The sequence below is a fragment of the Curtobacterium sp. SGAir0471 genome, assembly GCF_005490985.1.
Classification (GTDB): Bacteria; Actinomycetota; Actinomycetes; order Actinomycetales; family Microbacteriaceae; genus Curtobacterium.
Window position 1 is genome coordinate 3215132 of record NZ_CP027869.1, and the last position, 13228, is coordinate 3228359.

Here is a 13228-nt window from a genome sequence, read left to right on the forward strand (position 1 = left end):
CCGACAGGATGGTACGGACCACGCGAGCGCGTTCGGTCGGAGAGGGAACCGTGACGGACGACACCAGCAACACAGCACTGCAGTCGATGATCGAGCGCGCCGGGCGGATCACCGCGGACGAGGCAGAGGCCCTCGACGTCGCCTGGAAGGCCGACGAGCAGATCGTCGTGCCGGTGTCGAGCGCGTCGCTCGCGGTCCAGGGCGGCGCGGACGGCCGGATGGTGACGAACGCCGACCTGCTGGCCGCCTGGCAGCACGCGCTCGACGCCGCCGGTGCCGCGGGCCGCGTCGACGAGATCGAGGCCGCGCAGGAGGCCGGGCGCGCGGTCAAGCACAGCGAGGCGCACCTCCGCGACCGCGCGGGGGCCGAGGAGGCCGTCCGGTCGGCGGTGCTGGCGACCGGCGTGCGCGACCTGCTGGCGGACGACGAGTACGACACCCTGACGGCGGTGTGGCGGAAGGTCCTCGGGGCGGTCTGACCGACGGCCCCGGGACGGCTGGTGCCGCGCGTCAGGAGCGGGCGACGCCGCTGAAGTCCGGAGATCCGTCCGCGGCTGCCGGCAGCGGTGTGCCGTCGACGTAGCGCGGCCAGGCGAGCGCCCGGGCGCCGTCCGGTCGGCGCTCGTAGAGCAGACCGTCGGTGCCCGCGACCGTCGTGGGCTCGGTGACCCCGGTGGGCTCAGTGCTCACCGCTCGGCGCGCTGCGGCTGCGGCTGCGGTCGTGGCCGTGGCCGTGGCGGCTGCCGGGTCCGGCGTGGCCGACCAGCCGCCCGTGAACGGCGCGGCGGGGACACCGGGCGCACCCGGTCCCGACGGCCCTGCCAGCGGTGCCGGTCCTGCCGCCGGTGAGGTCCCCACTGCCGCCGGCGGCGCCGGCCACGACGCCGCGACGGTGCCCGTGGCGACCCCGACCCCCGACGCGGGGCGTCTCGGACGGAACAACGCGTTGCTGAGCGGCACGACGACGGTGCCGAGCAGGTCGAGGATCACCACGACCCACACGAGCCGCCAGTAGCCGCTGGCCAGGTCGAGGTCCGGCGCCAGGAGCGGCACCGAGAGCAGCAGGGCGAGTACCGCGATCACACCGACGGTGGTCTTCGCGACGAGCTGCAGCAGCGGGGTCGGGTAGCGCCGGTGGATGACGAGCAGCAGGTGGACGTGGAGCAGCGCGAACCGCGCGACGAAGACGATCCCGAGCCAGTGCCAGAAGTGCTCGCCGACGAGCCAGATGCCGTCGCCGCCGAAGGGGTCGGCCGGCACGACCCAGACCTTGAACAGCCCGGTGACGAGCAGGTACATCGACACGACGATGCTCGCGAACGCGAACGTCCCGGACCGCCGCGAGGACACGTCGGCGTCGTACCAGGAGAGCAGCGCGAAGACGACGACCACGACCACCGTCAGCAGGAGCTGCACCGCGACGCGGCCGAAGTCCCCGAGGAGCACCGCGACGATGCCGACCAGCCCGGCAGCGACGACGGCGCCGATGATCGTCCGGAAGACCAGCGGTCGGACCCGCGCCCAGCGTGGATCGATGGTCCCCACCTGCTCGTCCGCGCTCGTCGTGTCCGTGCTCGTCACGACCGTGCTCGTCATGCGACTCTCCCTCGCCTCGGTACCCACGCCCGTGCCAGGTCGGTGTCGGCCCCGGTGTCCCCGAACCCTAGCCGGGCGTCGACGAGCCGGACAGCACCGCGAACGGGGGCGGACCCGCTGCCGTCGGTGCTCAGCGCCGGATGAGCAACGCGCTCGCACGCGGTGACAGCGCCGCGTCGAGCACCAGGCAGGCGGCGCCGACCGCGGCCACGTCAGCACCCCGTCCGCTGTCCACGACCGCGACGGGGTGCTTGGGCACGAGCAGCGGCGAGCCCGTGATCGCCGCGCGCGCGGCCGGCAGCGCGACCGGTGCGATCCGCGACCAGAACGGCCCACCGAAGACCACGCGGTCGATGTCGAGCAGGTTGACGATGACCACCACGGCCCGGCCCATCGCGGTACCGGCGTCGGCGGCGAGCCCGGATGCGACCTCGTCACCCGACACGATCGCGTCGCCGAGGGCGTCCCAGGCCTGCTGCACGGCGGTGACGTCGTCCGTCGGTGCACCGCCGGACAAGCGGAGCCCGCGGTCCCGCGCCACCTCGACCAGCCGCGCCGGGGCGACGGCGGCGCCGACCTCGCCCCGTGTGCCGGACCCGTCCGGGGTGCCGGCGAGCGCCCCCTGGTCGACCATGATGTGCCCGGCGTCGCCCGCGTTCGAGCCGACGCCGCGCACGGGCTCGTGGTCGACGACGAGTCCGACGCCGAAGCCCGTGCCGAAGTACACGAAGGCGAAGTTCCGCGCCGAGGACTCCCCCGCCAGGAACATCTCGCCGACCACCGCCGCGGTGACGTCCTTCTCGAGCAGGACCGGGTACCCCGTCGCCTCGGCGAGCGCGTCCCGCAGCGGCACGTCCCGCCACCGCGGCAGGAACGGCGGGTCGAGCACGACACCGGCGTCGACGTCGATCGGTCCGGGGCTCGCGATGCCGACGCCGAGCACGCTCTCCCCCGCGACCCCGGCCTCCGCGACGAGGCCGTCGACGGCGGTCGCGATGGTCCGGACGACCTCGGCGGGGTCGTCCGCGGACGGCGTCGACGTGGTGGTCTCGGCGACGACACTGCCGGCGAGGTCGAGGAGCACGTACGTCACGACCGCGGGGTCGACGTGCACGCCGACCGCGTACCGGCTCGTGGCCTCGAGACGCAGGATCGTCCGGGGCTTCCCGCGACCGGCGACCACGGTTCCGGACTCGGCGATCATGCCGGCCTCGATGAGGAACCGGGTGACGTTCGACACGGTCTGTGCGCTGAGGCCCGTGCGCGCGGCGAGCTCCACGCGGCTCAGCCCGTCGGGTGAGCGGCGGACGGCGTCGAGCACGACGGTGCGGTTGAAGCCGCCGATCGACGGCAGGTTCGCCCCACGCCGATGCTCCGCCATGCCGCGACCCTACCGCCGCCCGGACACCCGGACGGCGCGCTGGCCACGGCGCTGCAACGGTGCTGCAACGGTCCGGGCGAGCTCCTGGCACCCGGACGGGGTGCACCGCTACCCTGAGCGGCATGACGGACCTCCGCCTCGAAGCCCTCTCCGCGTCGACCGCCGCCGCGGCCAACTCGCTGACGCTCAAGCCCGGGCAGGAGCAGTTCGTGCAGCCGACGACGTACGGCGTCGCCGAGTCGGACGTGAAGCCGAGCTCGGCGTGGACCCGCGTGGTGCTCGACGGTGACCGAGTGGTCGGGATGATCATCGGCACCTTCGACGAGGACAACGCCGAAGAAGAACTGCGCAGCGCGATCTGGCGCGTCAACGTCGCCGCCGACGCACAGGGCCGCGGCGTCGGACGCTTCGCGGTGCACGGCCTGGCGGACGAGGCGCGGAGCCGCGGCTTCGAGCGCCTGACCGTCGTCTACGAGCCCGGCGGGAACGGCGGGCCCGAGGCCTTCTTCCGTGCGCTGGGCTTCGAGACCCTGCGCGAGACGCAGTACGGCGACCACTTCGCCGCCCTCGCGCTGTAGCCCGCCGGGTGGAGGAGCCTGACAGCGGCGCGACCCTGCCGGAGCCGGACTTCGGCGCGGCCGTCGCCGAGGTGGTGCGGCTGATCCCGGCCGGGCACGTCATGACGTACGGCGACGTCGCGGCCGCACTCGGGTCGCGGGCGTCCCGGGCGGTCGGCAAGGTGATGGCGCACGAGGGCGCCGACCTGCCGTGGTGGCGCGTGGTGCGCGCCGGCGGGCTGCCGCCCGTCCGGCACGAGGCCCGGGCGCTCGAGCACTACCGTGTCGAGGGCACGCCGCTCGTGGAGCGGTCGACCGATTCGTCGGGGCCGTCGGGCGTCTCGGCCTGGAGGATCGACATGCGTCGCGCGCGCTGGTCACCCGCCACGGACGCGGACGACCCCTTCTGACACGCGTGGACGTGTGGGCTCACGCGTCGAAGCGCGCGCCCTTCGGGTTCGGCGGCAGCAGGAACATCACCAGCAGCACGATCCCACCGAGCACGGGCAGCACGTGCAGGAACTGCCAGAAGCCGGAACGGTCCGCGTCGTGCAGGCGGCGGGCGCCGAGGGCGAGCGATCCGATCAGCGTCACGAGTCCCCAGAGCACGAACAGGTAGGAGCCGACCGGGTTCTCGAGCACCGGGCTCCCCGGCGTGAACAGCTGCGGCACGAGCAGCAGCACGAGCCCGACCACGAACGACGTCAGCCACCACCACCAGTACTCCGCGCGCGACGCCCGGCCGGTGAACACGGTGTACTTCCGCCAGAACCGTCGGACGGCCTCGGCGAAGGGGGCCCCGTAGAACGGGTCGCGCAGGGCGACGCCGCCGGGCTGCACGCTTTCGTTGCTCATGGGAGCAAGCCAACCACGTGCAGCCCGGTCCGTCAGACGAGCGAATCCCGCCAGGCCGCGTGCAGCTGGGCGAACCGGCCGGTGCCGGCGATCAGGTCGTCCGGCGTGCCGTCCTCGACGATCCGGCCGTACTCCATCACGAGCACCCGGTGGGCGATCGCGACGGTCGACAGCCGGTGCGCGATGATCACCGCCGTGCGGTCCGCGAGGAGCGTCTCGAGCCCCTCCTGCACGAGCCGCTCGGACGGGATGTCGAGCGACGCCGTGGCCTCGTCGAGGATGAGCACCTTCGGGTCGGCGATGAACGCCCGGGCGAAGGACAGCAGCTGGCGCTGCCCGGCCGACACCCGGCCGCCGCGCTTGTTCACGTCGGTGTCGTAGCCGTCGGGCAGGGCCTCGATGAACGCGTGCGCGCCCACGGCCTTCGCCGCCCGGACGATCTCGTCGCGCGTCGCCCCTGGCTTGCCGAGCGCGATGTTGTCCGCGACCGAGCCGGAGAACAGGTACGCCTCCTGCGTGACCATGACGATCGCGCGGCGCATGTCCTTCGGGTCGATCTCCCGCAGGTCCACCCCGTCGAGTCGCACGGACCCCTTCGACGGGTCGTAGAACCGCGCCATGAGCTTCGCGAGCGTCGACTTGCCGGCGCCGGTCGACCCGACGAGCGCGATCGTCTGCCCCGCCGGGATGTGCAGGTCGAACTCGGGGAGCACGACCTTGTCGGCGTTGTACGCGAACTCGACGTCGTCGAAGTCCATCGCACCGGTGGCCTCGGGCAGCCGCACGGGCTTCGCGGGGTCCGGCACCGACGGACGTTCCTCGAGGACGCCGGAGATCTTCTCCATGGCCGCAGAGGCCGACTGGTACCCGTTGTAGAACATCGCGAGCTCCTGCGCCGGGTCGAAGAACCGCTTGGCGTAGAGCGCGACCGCGAGCAGCGCGCCGACCTCGAGCGAGCCGCCGACGATCCGGAAGCCGCCCACGATGACGACCGCCGCGAGCGTGGCGTTGCCGATGAGCACGAGCACCGGGTCGAAGGTCCCGAACAGGTTGAACACCTTCGTGTTCGCCACCCGGTAGTCCTCGACGTACCGGCCGTACTCGTCGCGGTTGCGGGACTCCTTCCGGAACGCCTGCACCGCCCGGATGCCGGTCATGGTCTCGACGAAGTGCACGATGACCCGGGCCGAGGTGACGCGGGTGGCCCGGAACAGCGTCTGCGAGTTCGTCTGGAACCAGCGGATGAGGAACCACAGCGGCACGAGCGACACCGCGAGCACGAGCCCGGACGTCGGGTCGAGCGCGACGAGCGCGATGCCCGTGAACACCATGTAGAGCACGCCCTGGATGAGCTGGTTCAGCCCGGAGTCGAGCAGCTCGCGGATGGAGTCGAGGTCGCTCGTCTGGCGGGAGATGATCCGGCCCGAGGTGTACGTCTCGTGGAACTCGAGCGACAGCCGCTGCGTGTGCAGGAACACCCGCTTGCGGAGGTCGAACAGGATCGCCTGGCTGATCCGCGCCGCGAGCACGGTGTACCAGGCGGTGAGCACCGCGCCGAGCACCGCGACGACGATGTACGTCGCCACGACGGCGAACGCCGGCACCCAGTCGTTCGCGTCGAGCACCCGGGGCAGCGCGTTGTCGATGCCCCACGCGATGAGCGCCGGGCCGGCGACGGTGCCCGCGGTGGAGACCACCACGACGACGCCGAGCAGCACGAGCCGTGCCTTCAGCGGCGCCGCGAGCGACCCGAGCAGGGCGAGGGAGCGACGCCGCAGGCGCTTGCTCTCCGCCTTGCTGAAGTCCTCGCGCTCCTCGCCGCGCACGCCGAGCGTGGTGATCGCGGCGGTGTCGGGGCCGGCCGCCCCGGTGGCCGCGGTCTCGTCGAGGACGGGATCCGTGCCTCCCGGCCCGGCTGCCGTGTCGACGGGCGGTACCTGGTCCTGCTGGGTCATGCCATCGCCTCCTCTCGGGCGGGTGCGTCGTCCTCGTCGAGCGAGGAGATGACGTAGCGGTAGTGCTCGTTGGTGGCCATCAGCTCCGAGTGGGTGCCGACGGCGGTGATGCGGCCGCCCTCCATGAGCGCCACACGGTCGGCGAGCGTCACGGTCGACGGACGGTGGGCGACGATGAGCGACGTCGTGTCCGCCAGGACGCGGCGGAGGCCCGCCTCGACCCGCGCCTCGGTGTCGACGTCGAGCGCCGACAGCGGGTCGTCGAGCACCAGCACCGACGGCCGGGCTGCGATCGCACGAGCCAGCGCCAGCCGCTGCCGCTGTCCGCCGGAGAGCGACAGGCCCTCCTCGCCGACGCGGGTGTCGACGCCCTCGGGCAGGTCGTCGACGAACGACGCCTGCGCGATGTCGAGCGCCTCGCGCATGATGCGCTCGGCCTCGTCGCCGGACAGGTCGGGGCGACCGAGCAGCACGTTGTCGCGGACGCTCGTCGAGAACAGCGTGGCGTCCTCGAACGCGACCCCGACGTGCCGGCGGAGTTCCGCGCGGGTAAGGTCGCGGACGTCGACGCCGTCGATCGTGATCGAGCCGCCGGTGACGTCGTACAGCCGGGGCACCAGCGACAGCAGCGTCGTCTTGCCGCTGCCGGTCAGGCCGACGAGTGCCATGGTCTCGCCGGGGTGCAGCTGCAGCTCGACGCCGTCCACCAGGTCCGGCACGTGCTCCGGCGAGTCCTGGTACCGGAAGTGCACGGCGGTGAAGGACAGCGCACCGTGCGGCTCGGCGATGGTCTTCGGCGCGGTCGGGTCCTGGATGGTGTTCTCGGAGTCCATGACCTCGAAGAACCGGTCGACCGCGGTACGGGTGTCGAACGTCATCGACAGGAAGAAGCCGATCGACTCGATCGGGAACCGCAGCACGGTCGCCGTCGCGAAGAACGCGAACAGCTGGCCGACCGTCAGCTCGCCCTGCGAGGCCAGCCAGATGCCGGCGAGCAGGCAGAGCGCGAACGCGACGTCCGGCACGAGCAGCAGCCACAGCCAGATGCTCGCGATGGCCTTCGCCTTCTCGATCTCGGTGCCGCGCAGCGCCTCGGCCTGCTCGCTGAACTCGTCGAGCTTGAAGCGGCCGCGGCCGAACGCCTTGAGCACGCGGATGCCGTGCACCGACTGCTCGACGCTCGTCGCGAGGTCACCGACCTGGTCCTGGCTGCGGCGCGCGACGACGGAGTACTTCCGCTCGAACAGCAGGCCGTTGATCCACAGCGGGATCGACGCCACCAAGAAGATCAGGCCGAGCAGCCACCCGAAGGTGAACAGCACGACGAAGCCGACGGCGATCGTGACGATGTTCACGACGAGCAGCACCACGCCGAAGGCCAGCCAGCGGCGGATCAGCGACAGGTCGGAGACCGAACGGGAGAGCAGCTGCCCGGACTCCCAGCGGTCGTGGAAGGCCACCGGCAGGTCCTGCAGCTTGGCGTAGAGCGCGTTGCGCATGCTCGTCTCGATGCGCGTGGACGGTCGCATCACCAGCCGACGGCGGGACGCGATGAAGAGGGCCTCGAGGGCGCCGAGTGCGAGCACGCCGAGTCCGGCGGGCCGGATGAGCGCGGCGTCGCGCGAGGACAGCGGCCCGTCGACGAGCCACTGGAGCACGTACGGGATCACCAGGGCGACGAGCGATGCACCCATCGCCGCGGCCATGCCGCCGAGGAGTCGCCAGCGGTACGGCTTGACGTAGGGCCAGATGCGGCCGATGGCGCGCAGGGTCGAGGGGCGGTCGGTGGAGGGGGTCGCCTGGTCGGGCGTTGTGGACATGCGGTTGCGTCCTCGTGCGTCGAGCCGCGTCCACCCGTCGGGTCGCGGTCCCGCCGACGGGTCGCGTCGGTGGGGGCGGTCCGGCCGGGAGGCGCGGTGTGGCAGTGCGGTGGTCGTCGGCCGGGCGCGTGGTCGCGCGCCGTCGCCGTCACTCGCGTGACGTCGACCGGGCCGGAGGGCACCGGGGACACGGGTCCCCGGGTTCTCAGCAGGTGGTCCGCGCTCGCCGACGGTGTCGTCGGGCGCGAGGCCGTGGGAGGGGCCTGGCTAGACGGCGGCCGTGCCCGGGGTGCGGATCGGCATCGCCGTCCGGGTCCGGGGTCGCGGATCGGGAGTGGTCCCCACGAGGGACACGAGACCCGTCCGGGCAGCCGTCGCCACTGTTCCGGTCGTCGCGTCCATCGTCACTCCAGTCGTCGTCTTCGTCACCGTTGTGTCCGCGGGCACGGCCGACCCGGTTGCGATCGTCCGTGCGGTGCGGAGCCTTACAGACTATTCACAGTCGCTCGTGTTGCACAAGGGGTCGGCCGTTGTTGGACGCCGTCGATCTGATGGCGCAGCGGGGCCCTCAGGCTCTGCGGGGTCCGCCCGTCCTGCGCGGTCCGCCGGCTCCGCGGGGTTCGCCCGTCCTGCGTGGCCCGCCGGCTCAGTGGAAGAAGTGCCGCTCGCCCGTGAAGTACATCGTCACGCCGGCGGCCTGCGCTGCCGCGACGACCTCGTCGTCACGGACGCTGCCACCGGGCTGGGCGACGGCTCGGACACCGGCGTCGAGCAGGACCTGCAGGCCGTCGGCGAAGGGGAAGAACGCGTCCGACGCCGCGACGCTCCCGCGGGCACGGTCGCCGGCGCGGTCCACCGCGAGGTGGCACGAGTCCACCCGGTTGACCTGCCCCATGCCGACCCCGACGCTCGCGCCCTGGTCGGCGAGCAGGATGGCGTTCGACTTCACCGCGCGGCTGGCCTTCCACGCGAAGGCGAGGTCCGCCAGGGTCGCGTCGTCGGCCGGTTCGCCGGACACGAGGGTCCAGGTCGACTGGTCGAAGGCGGTGAAGCGGTCGGCGTCCTGCACGAGGAACCCGCCCGAGACCTGCTTGAGCTCACGGGTCGCGAGCGCGAAGTCCGACGGCAGCGTGAGGAGTCGGATGTTCTTCTTCTGCGACAGGATGTCGAGCGCCTCGGGGTCGAACGCCGGGGCGACGACGACCTCGGTGAAGATGTCGCGGACGGTCTCGGCCATCTGCTTCGTGACCGGGCGGTTGGCGGCGATGACCCCACCGAAGGCCGACAGCGGGTCGCACGCGTGCGCGGCCGCGTGTGCCGAGGCGATCGGGTCGGCAGCGTCGGCCGGGGCGGTCGCGATGCCGCACGGGTTGGCGTGCTTGATGATCGCGACGGCGGGGGTGTCGAAGTCGTACGCGGCCCGGACGGCGGCGTCGGCGTCGACGTAGTTGTTGTACGACATCTCCTTGCCGTGCAGCTGCGTCGCCTGCGCGATGCCCGCCCCGCCGGCGGTCGTGTAGAGGGCGGCGGCCTGGTGCGCGTTCTCGCCGTAGCGGAGCGTCGCGGTCAGGTCGGCCTCGATGCGGAGCGTCTCGTCGAACGAGCCCGGCGTCTCGAGGTCGCCGTCGACCGTGGGTGCAGCAGCGTGGTCCGCCACGGCAGCGGCGTCCGACGCGACCACGTCGGTCGCGAAGTACGACGCGACCGCTGCGTCGTACGACGCCGTGTGGGCGAAGGCCTGCGCCGCGAGGCGCTTGCGGAGCTCGAGCGTGGTGCCGCCGGCGCGGACGGCTTCGACGACCTCGGCGTAGGACGACGGCGCGACGACGATCGCCACGTTGGGGTGGTTCTTCGCCGAGGCGCGGACCATCGCCGGTCCGCCGATGTCGACGTTCTCGACCACGGTGGCGCTGTCGGCGCCCGAGGCGACCGTCTCGACGAACGGGTAGAGGTTCACGACGACGAGCTCGAAGGGGGCGATGCCGAGGTCGGCGAGCTGCTGCTCGTGCGACTCCAGCCGCAGGTCGGCGAGCAGCCCCGCGTGCACGGCGGGGTGCAGGGTCTTCACGCGGCCGTCGAGCGACTCCGGGAAGCCCGTCACGCTCGACACGTCGGTGACGGCGTACCCGGCGTCGCGGATCGTCTGCGCCGTGCTGCCCGTCGACACGAGCTCCACGCCCGCGTCGGCCAGGGCACCGGCGAGCTCGAGCAGGCCGGACTTGTCGCTCACCGAGATGAGGGCGCGCCGCACGGGGACGACGTCGCGGTGGCGGTAGAGGCTGGGGTCGGCGGCGTGCACGCTCATGCGCTCGGGGTGCCCTTCAGGTCGGTGGTGCCGTTGGCGATGTCGAGGATGGTCTGGATGAGCAGGCGGCGCTCGACCGGCTTGATGCGGTCGTGCAGCGTCGACTCGGTGTCGCCCGGCAGCACGGGGACGCGCTCCTGGGCCAGGATCGGGCCGGTGTCCACGCCGTCGTCGACCTGGATCACGCTGGCGCCCGTCTGCTCGACCCCGGCGGCGAGGGCGTCACGGACGCCGTGCGCACCGGGGAACTCGGGCAGGTACGCGGGGTGCGTGTTGATGATCGCAGGGGCGAACTCGGACACGACGGCGTGCGGGAGCAGGCGCATCAGTCCGGAGAGCACGAGGAGGTCGGGCGACCACGGGCGGATCTGCGCGGCGAGCTCGGCGCCCCACTCGTCGCGCGAGGCAAAGCGGGAGAACGGCACCGTGAAGGTCGGGATGCCGAACTCCTCGCCGAGGCCGAGGCCCTCGGCGTCGCGGTCGGCCCCGATCGCGACCACGCGGGCGGGGTACTCGGCGTCGGTCGTCGCCTCGAGCAGGGCTCGGAGGTTCGAGCCGGTACCGGAGATCAGGACGACCAGTTCGAGCACGGGGACCAGCCTAGCGGCGGTGGGGCGGACGCTACGCGTCGTGCTTCGGCCGGCGCCACCAGGGCAGCTCGTCCTCGGCGATCTGGTCGGTCTGGTCCCACCGGGTCCCGGAGCCGGTCGGCGTCGACGCGGTGCGGTCGTCGCGGGCGGTGTCGACGTCACGGGGGGCGTCGGCTTCACGGGGGTCGTCGGCGTCGTCGCGGCCGGCGACGAACTCCTCGGTGCTCCACGGGAAGGCCGGCTGCGGTTCGGTGCCGGGAGCGTGCGGCAGCGTCTCGTCACGCTCCGAGCGGTCGTTCGCCGGACGGGGCGCGTGGTCGCCGCCGACGCGGTCGCGCAGCTCGCCGGCTCGGGCGCGGACGTCGCCGGCGGCTCCGCGCAGTCGCTCGCGCAGGCCGCTGATGCCGCCCCGTGACGGCTGCGCGGCCGGGGCCGGGGCGACGCGCTCCGCGGCGACGGCGTCCGTGCGGGCCCAGTCGGGCAGGGGCACGTCCTCCGGCTCGGCCACGGGAACGCGGTCGTGCTCGGGTTCGTGCTCGGGCACCGTCGACGCAGCGGGCCGTCGCGCGGCCTCGACGGTCGCAGGTGCACGGTCGGTCCGGGGCGCGGGCGCGGGCGCCGCAGCGGGTGCGACGGCGGGCTCGTCGTCCGTGATCGTCTCGGTCGGCTGGTCGTCCCCGTGGTGCGACCCGGCCGCCGACGACGGGTTCGCGTGGGTCACGGCTTCGTGCGCCTCGTGCACCGTGAACCGGTGCGGCGCACCCGACCGGCCCGCCCCGGCCTCGTCCAGGGCGGCGACGAGCGAGCCGGCACGGTCGTCGTCCGCCGCCGCCTCGGCAGCAGCGCGGGCAGCGGGGTCGTCCGGAGCAGCATCGTCACCGGCCTCGACCCAGCGCTCGCGACCCCACGACCGCTCGGGCAGGCGCACCAGGTCGCTGCCGACGGCGAGCGCCACCGCGGCGGGCAGCCCGACCTCGAGCGCCGCGAACAGTCCGACGAGCAGCCCGTCCGGTCCGGCCTCGGCCAACCGCCCCGGACCGAGCGAGCCCGAGGTGAGTCCGGTGGCGACCCCGGTCAGGACGCCCGCCACGACACCGGTCGCGACACCGGCGAGCGCGCGGTGGAGCGGGGTGTCGTCGGCGCCGAGGGCACGGACGAGCGCGGGACGCATGAGTCCGCCGACCACGAACCCGGCGACGACCGGGACGAGCACCCCGAGCAGCCCGAAGGTGTGCCCCGACGCCGGCAGCGCGCCGAACACCGGGACACCGGGGATCGGCCCGAGCGACGTGCCGATGGGTGAGACGCTCGACCCGGTGCCGATGGCGAAGCCCGGTCCGACCAGCCAGGCGACCGCCCACCCCACGAAGTCGGGCAGGAAGGCGAGCTGCCCCACGGTGAGCGCGATGCCCCCGACGATGCCGGCGTGGGAGCGCTCGTACAGCGCGATGACCTCGGCGAACGAGGTGACGAGCAGGAACGCGACGACGACCCCGGCGGCGGCGACCACGACGGCGGTGACCGCGGTGCCGGCGCGCAGCGCGAAGCCGGCGACGGTGCGCCAGAGCACGGGGATGCGGTCGACCTGGTCGAGCAGACGACGCGTCAGCGGGTCGGCCGGCAGCCCCCGGCGGACCCGGCACACCTCGCTCGTCACCAGGGCGGGCACCGCGAACCAGAGCGCGGGCAGCACGACGGCCTGCCACACCACGGGGTCGGACGCGGCCGAGGTGGACGACAGCGCGACCGCGAGCCCGAGCAGCGCGACGGCGACGGTGCCGACCAGCAGCCCGGTCGTCCGGTGCTCGGTCTCGGCGAACCGGCGTCCGGCGCGCCCGCCCAGCCAGGCGGTCACGACCGCGAAGCCGAGGGCCGCGAGCGTCACGTGGATGGGGTCCGCCGCGCCCTGGACCCCGGACGCACCGGCGACGTCGCTGCCGAGCCGGAAGGTCACGTCGACGCCGTGGCCGACGAGCCAGACGCTGCCCGCGGCCTTCCAGAAGACGTCCCAGTCGATCTGCAGCCCGTACTCAAAGCCCCAGAGCAGGGTCAGCGGCACGAGGGCGATCCCGACGCCCACGCCGACCGTCACGATCGCCTCGACGGCGGCCAGCAGTGCGGTTCCCAGGCGGTTCATCGTGGTCAGGGTACGTGCCGTCCCGCGGTCGC

11 protein-coding genes are annotated in these 13228 nt (G+C 73.3%); 3 read left to right on the plus strand and 8 right to left on the minus strand.

Annotated elements, in window-relative coordinates; genetic code table 11:
* The first annotated feature begins 50 nt into the window (after window positions 1-50).
* Complete coding sequence (locus C1N91_RS14910) at window positions 51-479, plus strand: hypothetical protein (protein WP_137768354.1); 429 nt, start codon at window positions 51-53, stop codon at window positions 477-479.
* A gap of 31 nt (window positions 480-510) precedes the next feature.
* Here C1N91_RS14910 and C1N91_RS16795 read toward each other — a convergent pair whose 3' ends face one another.
* Both C1N91_RS16795 and C1N91_RS14920 read right to left on the minus strand, forming a co-directional pair.
* Window positions 511-1596 carry a hypothetical protein gene (locus C1N91_RS16795; protein WP_175416051.1) on the minus strand — a complete coding sequence of 362 codons (1086 nt, stop codon included), beginning with the start codon at window positions 1594-1596 and terminating at the stop codon, window positions 511-513.
* A 130-nt stretch (window positions 1597-1726) separates the two neighbouring features.
* Window positions 1727-2977: an ROK family transcriptional regulator gene (locus C1N91_RS14920; RefSeq protein WP_137768355.1), complete on the minus strand. Its 1251-nt coding sequence runs from the start codon at window positions 2975-2977 to the stop codon at window positions 1727-1729.
* 122 nt (window positions 2978-3099) lie between these two features.
* Here C1N91_RS14920 and C1N91_RS14925 point away from each other — a divergent pair, with 122 nt between their 5' ends.
* Window positions 3100-3555, plus strand: a complete 456-nt coding sequence (locus C1N91_RS14925) for a GNAT family N-acetyltransferase (RefSeq protein WP_137768356.1) — start codon at window positions 3100-3102, stop codon at window positions 3553-3555.
* An 8-nt stretch (window positions 3556-3563) separates the two neighbouring features.
* Window positions 3564-3944 carry an MGMT family protein gene (locus C1N91_RS14930; protein ID WP_137768357.1) on the plus strand — a complete coding sequence of 127 codons (381 nt, stop codon included), beginning with the start codon at window positions 3564-3566 and terminating at the stop codon, window positions 3942-3944.
* Between the two features lie 19 nt (window positions 3945-3963).
* Here the strand turns inward: C1N91_RS14930 and C1N91_RS14935 are convergent, their stop codons facing one another.
* The 6 genes from C1N91_RS14935 to C1N91_RS14960 form a co-directional block, all read right to left on the minus strand.
* A complete protein-coding gene (locus C1N91_RS14935; protein ID WP_137768358.1) occupies window positions 3964-4389 on the minus strand; it encodes a DUF805 domain-containing protein in 426 nt (141 codons plus the stop codon).
* 32 nt (window positions 4390-4421) lie between these two features.
* Complete coding sequence (locus C1N91_RS14940) at window positions 4422-6230, minus strand: ABC transporter ATP-binding protein (protein ID WP_137768860.1); 1809 nt, start codon at window positions 6228-6230, stop codon at window positions 4422-4424.
* Window positions 6231-6340: 110 nt separating this feature from the next.
* Entirely contained in the window at window positions 6341-8164 is a 1824-nt protein-coding gene (locus C1N91_RS14945) for an ABC transporter ATP-binding protein (protein WP_137768359.1), read from the minus strand.
* 646 nt (window positions 8165-8810) lie between these two features.
* On the minus strand, window positions 8811-10469 hold the full coding sequence (gene purH / locus C1N91_RS14950; protein WP_137768360.1) for a bifunctional phosphoribosylaminoimidazolecarboxamide formyltransferase/IMP cyclohydrolase: 1659 nt from the start codon (window positions 10467-10469) through the stop codon (window positions 8811-8813).
* Window positions 10466-11059 carry a phosphoribosylglycinamide formyltransferase gene (gene purN, locus C1N91_RS14955; RefSeq protein ID WP_137768361.1) on the minus strand — a complete coding sequence of 198 codons (594 nt, stop codon included), beginning with the start codon at window positions 11057-11059 and terminating at the stop codon, window positions 10466-10468. Before purN ends, purH begins: the two co-directional genes overlap by 4 nt.
* Before the next feature lie 31 nt (window positions 11060-11090).
* Window positions 11091-13196 carry a cell division protein PerM gene (locus C1N91_RS14960; RefSeq protein WP_137768362.1) on the minus strand — a complete coding sequence of 702 codons (2106 nt, stop codon included), beginning with the start codon at window positions 13194-13196 and terminating at the stop codon, window positions 11091-11093.
* Window positions 13197-13228 lie beyond the last annotated feature (32 nt).